The organism is Pseudomonas sp. 1D4 (genome assembly GCF_001728925.1).
In the GTDB taxonomy this organism is placed as follows: Bacteria; Pseudomonadota; Gammaproteobacteria; order Pseudomonadales; family Pseudomonadaceae; genus Metapseudomonas; species Metapseudomonas otitidis.
The window spans coordinates 1-13,711 of sequence record NZ_LXJQ01000032.1 but is presented as its reverse complement, the minus strand read 5'-3'; the positions used below and the strand labels follow the sequence as shown (position 1 = coordinate 13,711).

13 protein-coding genes are annotated in these 13,711 nt (G+C 69.4%); 10 read left to right on the top strand and 3 right to left on the bottom strand.

From position 1 onward, the window contains the following. The first annotated feature begins 151 nt into the window (after positions 1 to 151). Positions 152 to 1,204 carry a 23S rRNA (cytidine(2498)-2'-O)-methyltransferase RlmM gene (rlmM, locus tag A7D27_RS16665; RefSeq protein ID WP_069565484.1) on the top strand — a complete coding sequence of 351 codons (1,053 nt, stop codon included), beginning with the start codon at positions 152 to 154 and terminating at the stop codon, positions 1,202 to 1,204. A 9-nt stretch (positions 1,205 to 1,213) separates the two neighbouring features. On the opposite strand, the gene A7D27_RS16660 is transcribed toward rlmM, so the two are convergent. Beyond that, on the bottom strand, positions 1,214 to 2,746 hold the full coding sequence (locus A7D27_RS16660; protein ID WP_069565483.1) for an alpha/beta hydrolase: 1,533 nt from the start codon (positions 2,744 to 2,746) through the stop codon (positions 1,214 to 1,216). Positions 2,747 to 2,885: 139 nt separating this feature from the next. Here A7D27_RS16660 and tusA point away from each other — a divergent pair, with 139 nt between their 5' ends. Continuing rightward, a complete protein-coding gene (gene tusA / locus A7D27_RS16655; RefSeq protein WP_044403704.1) occupies positions 2,886 to 3,125 on the top strand; it encodes a sulfurtransferase TusA in 240 nt (79 codons plus the stop codon). A gap of 51 nt (positions 3,126 to 3,176) precedes the next feature. Here the strand turns inward: tusA and A7D27_RS16650 are convergent, their stop codons facing one another. Further along, positions 3,177 to 4,586, bottom strand: a complete 1,410-nt coding sequence (locus tag A7D27_RS16650; protein ID WP_069560251.1) for an MATE family efflux transporter — start codon at positions 4,584 to 4,586, stop codon at positions 3,177 to 3,179. Positions 4,587 to 4,989: 403 nt separating this feature from the next. Between A7D27_RS16650 and pdxB the strand changes: the two genes are divergently transcribed. Together pdxB and A7D27_RS16640 are read left to right on the top strand one after the other, a co-directional pair. Continuing rightward, on the top strand, positions 4,990 to 6,132 hold the full coding sequence (gene pdxB, locus A7D27_RS16645) for a 4-phosphoerythronate dehydrogenase PdxB (protein WP_069565482.1): 1,143 nt from the start codon (positions 4,990 to 4,992) through the stop codon (positions 6,130 to 6,132). A gap of 97 nt (positions 6,133 to 6,229) precedes the next feature. Beyond that, complete coding sequence (locus A7D27_RS16640) at positions 6,230 to 6,700, top strand: hypothetical protein (protein ID WP_052807548.1); 471 nt, start codon at positions 6,230 to 6,232, stop codon at positions 6,698 to 6,700. Positions 6,701 to 6,969: 269 nt separating this feature from the next. On the opposite strand, the gene A7D27_RS16635 is transcribed toward A7D27_RS16640, so the two are convergent. After that, entirely contained in the window at positions 6,970 to 7,914 is a 945-nt protein-coding gene (locus A7D27_RS16635; protein ID WP_069560248.1) for a LysR family transcriptional regulator, read from the bottom strand. 174 nt (positions 7,915 to 8,088) lie between these two features. Here A7D27_RS16635 and A7D27_RS16630 point away from each other — a divergent pair, with 174 nt between their 5' ends. The 6 genes from A7D27_RS16630 to A7D27_RS28515 form a co-directional block, all read left to right on the top strand. Beyond that, positions 8,089 to 9,591 (top strand): efflux transporter outer membrane subunit, encoded by a 1,503-nt coding sequence (locus tag A7D27_RS16630; RefSeq protein WP_069565481.1) that lies wholly within the window; start codon positions 8,089 to 8,091, stop codon positions 9,589 to 9,591. Then, positions 9,588 to 11,768 carry an FUSC family protein gene (locus A7D27_RS16625; protein WP_069565480.1) on the top strand — a complete coding sequence of 727 codons (2,181 nt, stop codon included), beginning with the start codon at positions 9,588 to 9,590 and terminating at the stop codon, positions 11,766 to 11,768. Before A7D27_RS16630 ends, A7D27_RS16625 begins: the two co-directional genes overlap by 4 nt. After that, positions 11,758 to 11,958, top strand: a complete 201-nt coding sequence (locus tag A7D27_RS16620; protein ID WP_044403687.1) for a DUF1656 domain-containing protein — start codon at positions 11,758 to 11,760, stop codon at positions 11,956 to 11,958. Before A7D27_RS16625 ends, A7D27_RS16620 begins: the two co-directional genes overlap by 11 nt. 63 nt (positions 11,959 to 12,021) lie before the next feature. Further along, a complete protein-coding gene (locus A7D27_RS16615; RefSeq protein ID WP_371914822.1) occupies positions 12,022 to 12,846 on the top strand; it encodes an efflux RND transporter periplasmic adaptor subunit in 825 nt (274 codons plus the stop codon). Positions 12,847 to 13,052: 206 nt separating this feature from the next. Further along, positions 13,053 to 13,304 carry a DUF2790 domain-containing protein gene (locus A7D27_RS16610; protein WP_069565478.1) on the top strand — a complete coding sequence of 84 codons (252 nt, stop codon included), beginning with the start codon at positions 13,053 to 13,055 and terminating at the stop codon, positions 13,302 to 13,304. A gap of 219 nt (positions 13,305 to 13,523) precedes the next feature. After that, positions 13,524 to 13,711: hypothetical protein (locus tag A7D27_RS28515; protein WP_218188490.1), on the top strand; the 188-nt coding region annotated here is incomplete at its 3' end.

The following is a 13,711-nucleotide window of genomic DNA, read 5'->3' as shown; positions in this document are numbered from 1 at the left end:
CTCTGCTTGGCGGGGCACGCCATGTTCTGGACCCACGTTCCGCCAGCATGGTTCCTCTTGCTGCATCACTGCGTGCGTAGGAATTTTCCGTCAGCGGCTGTGTGAAATCGGGTGCTGCGGCTCTATAGTGCGCGGCCAAGGAGACACCACCATGAACACCCTGTTACTGCACTGCCGCCCCGGCTTCGAGGGCGAAGTGTGCGCCGAGATATCCGACCTGGCCGCCCGACTGGATGTGCCCGGCTACGCCAAGGGCAAGGCCAGCAGCGCCTATGCCGAGTTCATCTGCCAGGACGCCGACGGCGCTGAGCGGCTGATGCGCGGCCAGCGTTTCGCGCGCCTGATCTTCCCGCGCCAGTGGGCCCGTGGCGGCTTCGTAGCGCTGCCCGAGACCGACCGCATCAGCGTGCTGCTGGAGCAGCTGGGCGCGTACCCGGTGTGCGGCAGCCTCTGGCTGGAGGTGCTGGACACCAATGAAGGCAAGGAGCTGTCGAATTTCTGCAAGAAGTTCGAGGGCCCGCTGCGCAAGGCACTGGAGAAGGCCGGCCGCCTGCAGGACGACCCGCGCCTGCCGCGCCTGCTGCTGACGTTCCGCAGTGGCCGCGAGGTCTTCGTCGGGCTGGCCGAGCCGGACAACTCGGCCCTCTGGCCCATGGGCATCCCGCGCCTGAAGTTTCCCCGCGAGGCGCCGAGCCGCTCGACTCTGAAGCTGGAGGAGGCCTGGCACACCTTCATCCCCCGCGAGCAGTGGGAAACGCGCCTGTCCGGTGACATGACCGGTGTCGACCTGGGGGCTTCTCCTGGCGGCTGGACCTACCAGTTGGTGCGGCGCGGGATGCTGGTCACCGCCATCGACAACGGTCCGATGGCCGAGAGCCTGATGGACACCGGCCTGGTGCAGCACCTGATGGTCGACGGCTTCACCTACAAGCCGAAGCAGCCGGTGGACTGGATGGTCTGCGACATCGTCGAGAAGCCGGCGCGCAACGCCGCGCTGCTGGAGACCTGGATCGGCGAGGGGCTGTGCCGCGAGGCGGTGGTCAACCTCAAGCTGCCGATGAAGCAGCGCTACGCAGAAGTGCAGCGCCTGCTGCAACGCCTGGAAGAGAGTTTCAAGGCGCGCCGCATCAAGGTGGCGATGGCCTGCAAGCAGCTCTACCACGACCGCGAGGAAGTCACCTGCCACCTGCGGCGCCTCGGCTGAGGCCGCCGCTCAGTGGGGCAGGGGCTGCAGCTCCGGCAGCTCCACTTCACCGGCCAGGCTCACCTGGCCCGGCCACCAGGACCCGTTGAACAGGTACTGCCCGCTGAAGCCGCTGAAGCGCAGGCCGAGGCGGTCACCCGGTTGCAGCCGGGTGCTCACCGAAGGCAGGCGCACGTCGGCCCGCGCGGCCAGCGGGGTGACCTGCTCGCTCAGCACCTCCACATCCCCGTTGGCCCGGCGCACGGCGAGGGCGGCGAAGACTTCGTGATCGTCCTCCCGGGGGCGCAGGTGCAGCAGGGTCGGCCCGACCAGGGCTGCCGGCTGTTCGATCTGCTTCAGCTCGACGAAGGTCGCCGGCTGCAGCCAGCCGCTGGTGGCAGGGCGCAGGCGGGTTTCCGGCAGTGGCAGCGGGCCGTCCAGGCGCGGTGCTTCGCGCAGGGCCAGGCCCTCGTCGGTGGACAGGCTCAGGCACAGGTGCGGGATGCTGTCCGCCGCGCCGTGACGGCCGCGCAGGCGGTCTTCGTACCAGTTCACCACGGCGGTTTCGAGGTTGAGGGCCTGGCCATCGCAGTGCAGCACCGGTTCGTTGTTGAAGGGCGGCAGGCCGCTCCAGCGCTGCAGCGGTGGCGGCAGGATGTGCCCGCCCTGGATGCCCAGCAGGCGCACGTCGGCGCTGCCCTGGCGCAGGCAGTCGCGAATGGCCAGGCCCTGGTCGAGGGGGAAGAGGGTGTCGCGCAGGCCCTGGATCAGCAGGGCATCGGCACGCGGGCGACGGCCCTGTTCGCAGTAGGCCGCCAGGCTGTGGGCGTGGAGTTCGTCGCGCACCGGCTCGGTCAGTTCGCCGCCGGCACTGCGCAGGTAGGGCGCCTGGATGAATTTGCCGAGGTCGTAGCCGGTGGCCAGGCCGAGGCTGACCAGTACGCCGGTCCAGCCCACCTTGAGGCGGCCGCCAGGGGCGAGGGCGTCGGCCAGGTCGTACCAGGTGGCGATGGGCACCAGCACGTCGATGCGCGGGTCTTCGCTGGCGGCCAGCAGTTGCACGGCACCGCCGTAGCTTTCCCCGAGCATGCCCACGCGCGGGTCGCCAGGGCCGTCCTCGGTCAGGCGCGGTAGATGGGCGCTGGCCCAGTCCACCACGGCGAGGGCATCCTGCACCTCGTAGCGCGGGTCCATCATCTCGATGTCGCCTTCGCTGCCGCCCCAGCCGCGCTGGTCGTAGCTGACCACCCAGTAGCCGGCGCGCCAGGCCCGCAGGGCGCTGCGCCCGGAAATCATGCGCTGGCCGTAGAAACCGTCCGGCCCGGTGACCCGCCAGCCTCCCCAGCCGTGGGTATGCACCACCAGCGGGGCGGTTTCCCCGGCGGCGAGGGCGGGCTGGAACACGGTGGCGGAGAGCCGTGTGCCGTCGCGGGCGATGATCACCGCGTCGTACCAGGTGGCGGGCAGGGCCTTGCCGGCCTGGGCGGCGTAGTCGGGCAGGTGGTCGCGGGCGGCGCAGCCGCCGAGCAGGAGGAGGGCGAGCAGCAGGCAGGTCAGGCGCATGGGGGGTGGGCATTTGATGGGCGTGGCGCGGCAGGCTACCACCGTTGCGTTCCGTCCGGCGGCCCATCCAAGGTCGGGCTCGGGAGTGGGCGGACGCGGCGCTTTGCGCGACAATGGCGCCCCTTCGACGGAGTGCCCCATGACCGATCAGCCCGATGCCATTCTCGACGCCACCGGCCTCAACTGCCCCGAGCCGGTGATGATGCTGCACAACAAGGTGCGCGACCTGCAGGCCGGCGGCCTGCTCAAGGTGATCGCCACCGATCCCTCGACCCGCCGCGACATTCCGAAGTTCTGCATGTTCCTCGGCCATGAGCTGGTGGACCAGGCCGAAGAGGCGGGGACTTACCTGTACTGGATTCGCAAGAAAGCCGATTAGCAAACAGGGCCCGAAAGGGCCCTGTTGCGTTGGGGCGACGCTCTCGCCGGGTCAGGCCGCAGCGGCCGGGCGCTGGCTAAGGTGGCGGATGTGCGCCCGGGCGCTGCCGGTGATGCGGTAGCTGAGCATCACCGCCGCCACCGTCAGGCCGACGATCAGCCCTTGCCACAGTCCGCGCGGGCCGCTGGCTTCGCCCAGCCAGTCGGTCAGCCCCAGCACCCAGCCCACCGGCAGGCCGATACCCCAGTAGGAGAACAGGGTGATGACCATGGTGGCACGGGTGTCCTGGTAGCCCCGCAGCGCGCCGGCGGCAGTCACCTGGATGGCGTCAGAGAACTGGAACAGTGCGGCGAACACCAGCAGCGAGGCGGCCATGGCGATCACCTCCGTGTCCGGCGTGTAGATGCCGGCGATGCCGTGGCGCAGCAGCAGCATCAGGCTCGCCGAGAGGCAGGCGTAGGCCAGTGCGGTGACCATTCCGACGCCGGCGGCGAAGCGCGCCTCGCGGGGCTCGCCACGGCCCAGGGCCTGGCCGACGCGCACGGTGACGGCCATTGCCAGGGAGTAGGGGATCATGAACACCAGGGAGCTGAAGTTCAGGGCGATCTGGTGGCCGGCCACCACATTGGCGCCGAGGCCGCCGATCAGCAGGGCGATCACCGCGAAGATGCTCGATTCGGCGAACACCGCGATGCCGATGGGCAGGCCCACCGACAGCAGGCGGCGGATCACCGACCAGTCGGGCCGCTCGAAGCGGGTGAACAGGGCGCTGCTCTGGTAGACGCGGGCGAAGCGCACCCAGCCGAGCATGCCCAGGAACATCATCCACATCACCGTGCCGCTGGCCCAGCCGCAGCCCACGCCGCCCATGGCCGGGAAGCCCAGGTGGCCGTAGATCAGCACGTAGTTCAGCGGGATGTTCAGCAGCAGCCCGCAGATGCCCAGCACCATGCTCGGGCGGGTCTTGCCCAGGCCGTCGCTGAAGCAGCGCAGCACCTGGTAGAGCGCCACGGCCGGCAGCCCGTAGGCGATGCCGTGCAGGTAGCCCATGCTCGGGGCGATCAGGTCTTCCTCCACCCCCATCAGGTGCAGCACCGGCTCGGCGCACAGCAGCAGGCCGGCACCGCCCAGGCCCACGGCCACGGCCAGCCACAGCGCCTGGCGCACCAGCGGGCCGATCTCCCCCTGCTGGCCGGCGCCGAAGCGCTGCGCCACCTTGGCGGTGGTGGCCAGGAGGATGCCGGTCATCAGCAGGAACACGGGCACCCAGATGGAGTTGCCCAGGGCCACGGCGGCCAGGTCGCGCGGGCTCACGCGGCCGGCCATCACGGCGTCGACGAAACCCATGGCCGAGTGGGAGAGCTGGGCAATGATGATCGGCAGGGCGAGGGTGAATAGGGCTCGGAGTTCGCGACGGGTACGGTCGAGGCGAGTTCGAATGGTCACGGGAGGTCTTTCCATGGCTGTGTAGCGTTCACCGGTACGGCGGTGGCGTCCGTCTTGCGTATGCCCGGCGAGCACCCCTAAAAACTGGCTGCGTGGTCATCGCTGCGTTAAAAACACGCTCGTGCGCGAGTCCGATCAAAATGCTCATTTACACTGCGTAAACTGCGCTTTTTCGCCTGTTTTTGCCTTGCGCTGACTGCCTCGCTTACGTTTTTAGAAGTGCCCTGTCGGGCCGCCTGACTGCGATGGGCTCGCAGCGGGCGCTGAAGCGGCCGTGGCAGGGGGACTGCCGGCGATGGGGAATCAGCGGAGGCGAAAGGCCGCGTAGTCTACGCGTTGACGCATGAGTCAGGAAAGGGCTGTAGGACCTTGCGCGATGGATTCCGTAGAATGCCCACCCCGCCTATGGAGTGCCCCCATGCAGATCCTCGCTGACGAGAACATTCCCCTGGTCGATGCCTTCTTCGGAGGCTTCGGCAGCATCCGCCGCCTGCCCGGCCGGGCCATCGACCGCGCCGCCCTGGGCGATGCCGAGGTGCTGCTGGTGCGCTCGGTGACCCATGTGGACCGCGCCCTGCTGGAAGGCAGCGCGCTGCGCTTCGTCGGCACCTGCACCATCGGCACCGACCACCTGGACACCCAGGCCCTCGACGCGGGCGGCATCGCCTGGTCCAGTGCGCCCGGCTGCAACGCCCGGGGCGTGGTGGATTACGTGCTGGGCAGCCTGCTGACCCTGGCCGAGGACGCCGGCATCGACCCGGCCAGCCGCACCTATGGCGTCGTTGGCGCCGGCCAGGTGGGCGGGCGCCTGGTGCGGGGGCTACGCGAGCTGGGCTGGACCGTGCTGGTCTGCGACCCACCGCGCCAGGCGGCCGAGGGGGGGGACTACGTGGACCTGGACACCCTGCTGGCGCGCTGCGACGCCATCAGCCTGCACACCCCGCTGGAGAAGGCCGGCGACCACCCCACCCATCACCTGCTCGATGCCACCCGCCTGGCCGCCCTGCGCGAAGGCGCCTGGCTGATCAATGCCGCCCGTGGCGCGGTGGTGGACAACCGCGCTCTGCGCGACGTGCTGGGCCGGCGCCCGGACCTGCGCGTGGTGCTGGACGTGTGGGAGGGCGAGCCCGAGGCAGACCCGCAACTGGCCGCGCTGTGCCGCATCGCCACCCCGCACATCGCCGGCTACAGCCTGGACGGCAAGCTGCGCGGCACCGAGCAGATCTACCAGGCCTTCTGCCGGGCCCTGGATCAGCCCGAGACGGTGCGCCTGGCCGATCTGTTGCCGGCGCCCTGGCTGCCCGAACTGGCTCTGGATGCCAGCGCCGATCCGCAGTGGGCGCTGTCCATGCTTTGCCGCGCGGTGTACGACCCGCGGCGGGACGACGCCGACTTCCGCCGCAGCCTGGTGGGCGATGCCACCCAGCGCCGCACCGCCTTCGACGCACTGCGCAAGCACTACCCGGTGCGCCGCGAGATCGATGGCCTGCGGGTGCGCCTGCTGGGCGAGTCGCCCGCGTTGCAGCGCTGCATCCGCGCCCTCGGCGCGACCCTCGCCTGACCTGCGGCGTGCTGCCGCGCAACGGCGCCGCCTGCCTGCCGCTGGCGCCGTGCTATAACCCTTGGACTTCAAGCCCCGCAACCACGGAGATGGACGAATGAGCGACACCCAGAACACCCCCAAGTCGAATGCCGCCGAAATCCTCAGCAGCTATGACCTGAGCACGGCGAAGGACTTCGAGTGGACGGGGCGCAGCATGGACTGGTTCCTGCAGATGCTGGTGCGCCAGGCCAACGAACTCGGCGTGGAAGTGGGCATCACCCTCACCGTCGGCGCGGGCCTGGTCAGCGGCACGCTGATCTCCGTGGAGAGCTACTTCGACCTGTTCGCCCAGGAATACGCCCATTCCTGGCCGGAAGAGGGCCGCGAGGACATCCGCGCCACCTTCGCCAAGCTCGGCGTCATGGCCAAGTCCACCGGGGAAGACCCCAACCTGCTGCCGCCCCAGTACATCCACCTGCGTGATGTCAGTGTCTACGCCGCCGGCGGCCTGACCTGCACCGGGCTGACCCTGTGGCGCGGCACCCTGGCCTCTGTCACCGGCTTCAACCTCGGCACCCTCAGTTGATCCTGCCGACGGCCTGCATGGCCGTCAGTTCTGGCCGTCCGGCCGCTTCGTCCTGAAGCGGCTCGGGCGTTCGGAAGCCCTTCTCGTCTCGCTCGCTGTTCATGAGCCCGTTCGCTTCGGTTGGGAGCGGCGCATCGTGACACCCCATGAGCACTATCGAGCGGACGGATTTCCGCACCGCCAGGCCGGCCCCTTCGTGCGCCTGGCCAGCCGGGCCATCTGGCTGCTGGAAAGCGCCCGAACGCTGCGCTCGCTGCCCGATGGAAGGCTCAACCCAGCGTTGTGCTGTGTTCCAGCAACACCGACTCGTCGGCCTTCAGGCGGCTGGGGAGGAAGTCGCGGAGGAACTCCACCCAGGTGCGGATCTTCGCATCGAGGAACTGCCGCGACGGGTACAGCGCGTAGATGCCCAGCGGGAACAGGCTGTGATGGGGCAGTACCCGCACCAGGCTGCCGTCCCGCAGGCCATGCACCGCCGAGTACACCGGCAGCACGCCGATGCCCATGCCCGCCCGCAGCGCCTCGGTCAGCGCATCGGCGGTGTTCACCTGGAAGGGGGTCTGGGTGATGGTGATCATCTGCTGCCCGTCCGGGCCGTCGAAGGTCCACTTGTCCAGCGACATCACCGAGTTCACCAGGCGCAGGCAGCGATGCCCCAGCAGGTCGGCGGGCTGGCGTGGCGCGCCGTGCTTGGCGATGTAGCCGGGGGATGCGCAGAGCACGCTGTAGGTGGTGCCCAACTGCTTGGAGATGAAGCCCGAGTCTGGCAGCTCCTGGGCGATCACCACCGAAATGTCGTAACCCTCGTCGAGGATGTCCGTGGTGCGGTTGGCCAGGGTCAGGTCGAAGCTCACGTCCGGGTAGGTCTCGGCGTACTGGGCGATGGCTTCGATCAGGTAGTGCTGGCCGATGCCGGTCATGGCATGGACCTTCAGGTTGCCGGCGGGGCGGGCGTGGGCTTCGCTGGCTTCGGCTTCGGCTTCCTCGATGTAGCCGAGGATCTGCTCGCAACGCATCAGGTAGCGCTGGCCGGCTTCGGTGAGGGCAATGCGGCGGGTGGTTCGGTGCAACAGGCGGGTTCGAAGGTGGGTCTCCAGGGTGGCGACCGCGCGGGAAACGTAGGAGGTGGTCAGGTCCAGTCGTTGGGCGGCGGCGGTGAAGCTGCCGGTCTCCGCGACACAGACGAAGGCACGCATGTTGAAGAGGATGTCCATCAAGGGCTCCGGCCCGGAACGGGGCGCGAATTCTGGCATGAAGTGGTGCCGCCGATTATGGCCGCTGAGTACACAATGAATCACCTATCCGTGTGCTTATCCTGACCCTGGGCGACACATAGAATCGCCGCCGTTACGGGCCACCAGAGCCCTTGCCATCAGGATTCGCCGCACGTGCCCCGCATCGATCGGCCCGGTTTGCTCCGGGTCAGCCTGTACGTCTGTTTCCCGCTCCTCTGTTCCTGCATCGACTCCAACGGCATCGCCCCGGCCAGCCAGGTCCCCGACCCGGCCGCGCTGGAGGTGGGGGCCGCCATCGCCTCGGCCGAGGCCCAGGCCGGCTGGCCCGCCAGCCAGTGGTGGCGAGCCTTCGGCGACCCGCAGCTGGACGCCTGGATGGACCGCGCCCTGGCCGGCAGCCCGAGCCTGGACATGGCCGCCGCCCGGGTCCGCCAGGCGCGGGCCCTGGCCCATGTGGTGGAGGCGGACGAATCGCCCAGCCTCGGCCTGGCGGCCAAGGTGCAGCGCAAGCGCTGGCCCGACGACGCCTTCTATGGCCCCGGCGACCTGGCGCGCACCAGTTCGTGGAACAACACCAGCCAGCTCGGCTTCAGCTACCCGCTGGACCTCTGGGGCGGCGAGCGCGCCCGTGGCGAGGCGGCGGTGGACCGCGTCCGTGCCAGCGTCGCCGAAGCCCGCCTGGCAGCCCTGGAGCTGCAAGGCAACCTGGTGCGCGCCTACATCGGCCTCGCGCTTCATCACAGCCAGTTGGACATCGCCCAGGCCGAGCTGACCCAGCGCCAGCAACTGGTGGGACTGGCCAAGCGCCGTCGCCACGATGGCATCGGCACCCGCCTGGAGGTGACCCGTGCGGAAATGGGCATCCCGCCCGTGGCGCGGCAGATCGACGAACTGCGCGAAAGCATCGCCCTCGATCACAACCTGATCGCCGCACTGGCGGGGGAGGGGCCGGGGGCTGCCGAAACCATGGCACGGCCGCGTCTGGCGCTGCTCAGGGACATCGGCCTGCCGCCGCGCCTGCCCCTTGAGCTGCTCGGCCATCGCCCGGACCTGGTGGCGGCACGCTGGCAGGTGGCTGCCGAAGCCAAGGGTATCGAGGCGGCCAAGGCGGATTTCTACCCCAACGTCGACCTGCTCGGCGGCCTTGGCACCTTGGCGGTGCAGGGCGGTGTGCTGGATTTCCTGCGCTACGACACCCTCACCTGGGGCCTCGGCCCGGCGCTGTCCCTGCCGGTCTACGACGGCGGGCGGCGGCGCGGCCAACTGGCCGAAGCAACCGCCGGCTACGACCTGGCAGTGGGGCATTACGACCAGACCCTGGTGCAGGCCATCAAGGGCGTGGCCGATGCCCTGGTGCGCCTGGAGTCGCTGCACCAGCAACAGCGCCTGGCGGAAGTCTCCGTGGCCCAGGCGCGACACGCCTGCGACCTGACCCTGCTGGCCCAGCAACGCGGGCTGACTGACTACAGCGAGGTGCTGCAGGCGCAGCCGGCCCTGTTCGAGGCCCAGCGCGTGGAGCAGCAGGTGCGCGCACGGCGCCTCGCCGCCCAGGCCGACCTGCTGCTGCAACTGGGCGGCGGCCTGCCCCAGGAAGCCGGCCCCGCCCCTGAACACCTGACGCCCTCCGAACCCCGCTTCCGCCTGGTCCGCCCATGAACATCGACGCTACCTGGAGCACGGCGCTGCGCCGTGACCTCGCCCATTGGGCCCGTACCGAAGGGGTCACCTGGGTCTTCATCTTCAAGGCCCTGCTCACCGCCTTCATCGCCCTGTGGCTGGCCTACCGCCTGGAGCTGCCGCAGCCCGGCACGGTGCTGGTCACCGTATTCATCGTCATGCAGCCGCAAAGCGGCCAGGTCCTGGCCAAGAGCTTCTACCGCATCATCGGCACGCTGCTGGGGCTGACGGTGATGGTGGCGCTGATCGGCCTGTTCAACCAGGAGCGGGTGCTGTTCATGCTGGCCATCGCCATCTGGATCGGCCTGTGCACCGCCGGCGCGGCACGCTACCGGGACTTCCGTGGCTACGCCTGCGTGCTGGCCGGCTACACCGCCGTGATCATCGGCCTGCCCGCCACCCTGCACCCCGAAGGCGCCTTCATGTCGGCGCTGTGGCGGGTGCTGGAGATCACCCTGGGCATCCTCTGCACCGGCCTGGTCAGCGCCCTGGTGCTGCCGCAGACCACCAGCGCTGACCTGCGCGGCACCTTGCAGGCGCGCTTTCGCGACTTTGCCGCATTCGCCTGCGAAGGCCTGGCCGGCAGCCTCGACAGCGAGCGCTTCGAAGCGCTCAACGCGCGCTTCGCCGCCGTGGCCGTGGGCCTGGAGAACATGCGCAACGCCACCACCTTCGAGGACCCGCACATGCGCATGCGCGCCGGGCGGCTGGCGCGGCTGAACAACGAGTTCATGCTCCTTTCCACGCGCTTCCACGCCCTGCATCAGTTGCTCAAACGCCTGCACCTGGGCGGCGCCCACCTGGTGCGTGAGGCGTTGCAGCCGTGCCTGGGCGAAGTCTCGGCGCTGCTGGCCGCGCAGCGGGAGCGCCTGGGCAGCGACGCCGAGGCGGCGGAGTTCGCCGAGCGCCTGGCTGCCTGCCGGCAGGAGTTGATGCAACTGATCCGCAGCGGGCGCGGCTGGCTGGCCGAGCGCCAGGTGGACGAGGCCGGCGCGCTGGATTTCGATACCGCTGCCGAGCTGCTGTTCCGCTTCGTCGAAGACCTCCACGGCTACGCCATGACCCTGGCCTCGCTGCTGGAACACCGTCACCACCGCGAGGACTGGCAGGAGAGCTTCCGCCCCCGCGCCAACCCCCTGGCCGCCGCCGTGGCGGGCATGCGCAGCAGCCTGCTGATCCTCGCCCTGGGCACCTTCTGGATGGCCACCGCCTGGCCCGCCGGGGAGACCTTCACCATGACGGTGGGGATGATCTCGGCCCTGGCCTCGTCCTCCTCCAACCCCAAGCGGCTGGCGCTGCAACTGACCCTGGGCGCCACCGGTGGCGCCCTGGCGGGCCTCTTCACCACCTTCTGCGTGCTGCCCTCGCTGGATGGCTTCGTCATGCTCTGCTGCGCCCTGGCGCCCACCTTCGCCCTCGGCGCGCTGCTGCTCTCGCGCCCGGCCTGGTCGGGTTACGGCGTGGGGCTGCTGGTGTGGTTCTGCCTGCTGTCGCTGCCGGGCAACCTGGTGCAGTACGACCCTTACCGGCTGCTCAACGAGTACCTGGCGGTGCTGCTGTCGATGACCGTGGCGACCCTGGCGGCGGCGCTGATCCTGCCGCCCAACCGGCCCTGGCTGTGGCGGCGCCTGGAGCACGACCTGCGCATGTGCGCGGTGCACACCGTCAGCGGGCGCATCCGTGGGCTGGTCAGCGGTTTCGAGAGCGGCACCCGCGACCTGCTGGCCCAGGCCTATGCCTTCTCTGCCGGGCGGCCGGACATCCAGCGCCGGCTGCTGCGCTGGATGTTCGCCGTGCAGGAGGTGGGGCACGCGGTGATCGAGCTGCGTCTGGAGCAGGCGCGCCTGCCGGCGCTGTCCTGTTATGCCGAATCCATGCCCTGGCGCCACGCCGTGCGCGCCATGGGCCGGGCGCTGATCCGCCTGCTGATCCAGCCTGGCGAGGTCAATCGCCAGCGTGCGCTGCAGGCCGTCGAACAGGCCATCGAGGCGGTGCGCGCCACCCCCGAACCCTGTGCGCCGCAGTTCGAGACCTCGCCGCTGCGCCGGTTGCAGAGCTACCTGCACTTCATCCGCACCTCCCTGCTTGACCCCCTGGCGCCCTGGGCCGAGCATCAGGGCGCCGGCACCACCCCGGTACCCGCCCATGCCCCGTGAAATCGCCGTGCACGGCGTCTACCTGCCGAGCCTGACATTGCTGTTTCTGATCACCCTGGTCGGCGGCTGGCTGATCGACCGCGTCGCCGCGCGGCTCGGCCTCTACCGCCTGGCCTGGCACCCCGTGCTGCTGCGGGTCTGCCTGTTCACCTGCCTGTACGCCTCCCTGGCCCTGGCCACCTACCGTTGAGAGACCCTGTCCGTGAAACGAATCATCAGTGTCGGCGCGACCCTGCTCATCCTCGCCCTGGCGATGCTGTTGGTGCAGCGCCTGTGGCAGCACTACATGGACTCGCCCTGGACCCGCGACGGCCGGGTACGGGCCGACGTGATCAACATCGCCCCCGACGTGGCCGGGCTGGTGGTGGAGATCCCGGTGCGCGACAACCAGCGGGTCAAGGCCGGCGACGTGCTGGTGCGCATCGACCGCGCCCACTACGAGCTGGCCGTGCGTGACGCCGAAGCCGAGGTGGCCGCGCGCAAGGCCGACCTGGAGATGCGCCGGCTGAACGCCCGGCGGCGTGCCGACATGGACGACCTGGTGGTCTCGCGGGAGAACCGCGAGGACGCCAGCCACCTGGCCGACGGCGCCATGGCCCGCTACCGCCAGGCGCTGTCCCGGCTCGACGCCGCGCGGCTGGACCTGGAGCGCACCGAAGTCCGTGCCCCGGTGGACGGCTACGTGACCAACCTCAACCTCTACCGGGGCGACTACGTGCACGCCGGGCAGGCCGGCATGGCGCTGGTGGACGCGCACTCCTTCTACGTCAACGGCTACTTCGAGGAGACCCGCCTGCCGCGCATCCGCCAGGGCGCGAAGGTGGAGATGCGCCTGATGAGCGGTGAGCGCCTGCTCGGCCACGTGGACAGCGTGGCGCGCGGCATCTACGACCGCGATAACCCGGAAAGCCGCGAGCTGGTGGCCGACGTGAACCCCACCTTCAACTGGGTGCGCCTGGCCCAGCGGGTGCCGGTGCGCATCCACCTGGACGAGGTGCCCGAAGGGCTGGAGCTGTCCGCCGGGATGACCTGCACGGTGGTGGTGGATGAGTCGCACCAGGGCCTGCCCGGCGCCTGAGGGATTGTTGACCAGCACGTCACAGTCCTTGTGCTGGATCGCCCTGTAAGCCCCGTGGGGCGGGCATTAGAATGGATTCCGCCTCCCACGAAAGAGGCACATGCTTGATCCACTTCACCGTTCGTGTGCGGTGTCGCGCAATACCTTCGGCCCGCTCGTGGAGGGCGGGCCGAAGCCCCTCTCAAGGCAATCGAGTACTAGAACTCATGAAAGCTTTCCTGTTGCTGGCGCTTGCCGGTCTGTCTCCGCTCGTCTTCGCTGCCCCGCCTGACCAGACCGTTCCCGCCGAGGTCGAGCACTATCAGTACGGCATGGATCTGGACATCGCCCGCGTGATTTCCCGTAGCGAGGTCCCCGATGTGTGCGGTGTGGTGCCGGCCTACCTGACCTACGAGGACCACCAGGGCAAGGTGCACCGCCTGGAATACATGGTGTTCGGCAATGGCTGCTCCAACTGAGCCGCCCCCCTGATCCGCCCGAGAAAGCCCGGCCATGTGCCGGGCTTTTTGCATAACGCAACCTGGCGTCAGGACGTCCGTAGTATGGCGCTGAGCGCAGCGAAGCCCATCGAGCCCGGAGTACCCGGCAGTGCCGTGCAACGATCTGATGCGGTTCGCCGAGCTCACCGCATCCTACGGGGCGTTGCGCGTAGCCCGGGCTCTCAGGCACTTCGTAGGATGGCGCTGAGCGCAGCGAAGCCCATCGAGCGGGAGTACCCGGCAGCACTGTGCTGTGATCTGATGCGGTTCGCCGAGCTCACCGCATCCTACGGCGTGCGGTACGTGGCCCGGGCTCAGGCACCTCGTAGGATGGCGCTGAGCGTAACGAAGCCCATCGAGCCGGAGTACCCCGGCAGCACCGTGCA

Coding starts and splice junctions, on each gene's coding strand:
- rlmM (WP_069565484.1), top strand. CDS start 152: ATGAACACCCTGTTACTGCACTGCCGCCCCGGCTTCGAGGGCGAAGTG.
- A7D27_RS16660 (WP_069565483.1), bottom strand. CDS start 2,746: ATGCGCCTGACCTGCCTGCTGCTCGCCCTCCTCCTGCTCGGCGGCTGC.
- tusA (WP_044403704.1), top strand. CDS start 2,886: ATGACCGATCAGCCCGATGCCATTCTCGACGCCACCGGCCTCAACTGC.
- A7D27_RS16650 (WP_069560251.1), bottom strand. CDS start 4,586: ATGGAAAGACCTCCCGTGACCATTCGAACTCGCCTCGACCGTACCCGT.
- pdxB (WP_069565482.1), top strand. CDS start 4,990: ATGCAGATCCTCGCTGACGAGAACATTCCCCTGGTCGATGCCTTCTTC.
- A7D27_RS16640 (WP_052807548.1), top strand. CDS start 6,230: ATGAGCGACACCCAGAACACCCCCAAGTCGAATGCCGCCGAAATCCTC.
- A7D27_RS16635 (WP_069560248.1), bottom strand. CDS start 7,914: ATGGACATCCTCTTCAACATGCGTGCCTTCGTCTGTGTCGCGGAGACC.
- A7D27_RS16625 (WP_069565480.1), top strand. CDS start 9,588: ATGAACATCGACGCTACCTGGAGCACGGCGCTGCGCCGTGACCTCGCC.
- A7D27_RS16620 (WP_044403687.1), top strand. CDS start 11,758: ATGCCCCGTGAAATCGCCGTGCACGGCGTCTACCTGCCGAGCCTGACA.
- A7D27_RS16615 (WP_371914822.1), top strand. CDS start 12,022: ATGCTGTTGGTGCAGCGCCTGTGGCAGCACTACATGGACTCGCCCTGG.
- A7D27_RS16610 (WP_069565478.1), top strand. CDS start 13,053: ATGAAAGCTTTCCTGTTGCTGGCGCTTGCCGGTCTGTCTCCGCTCGTC.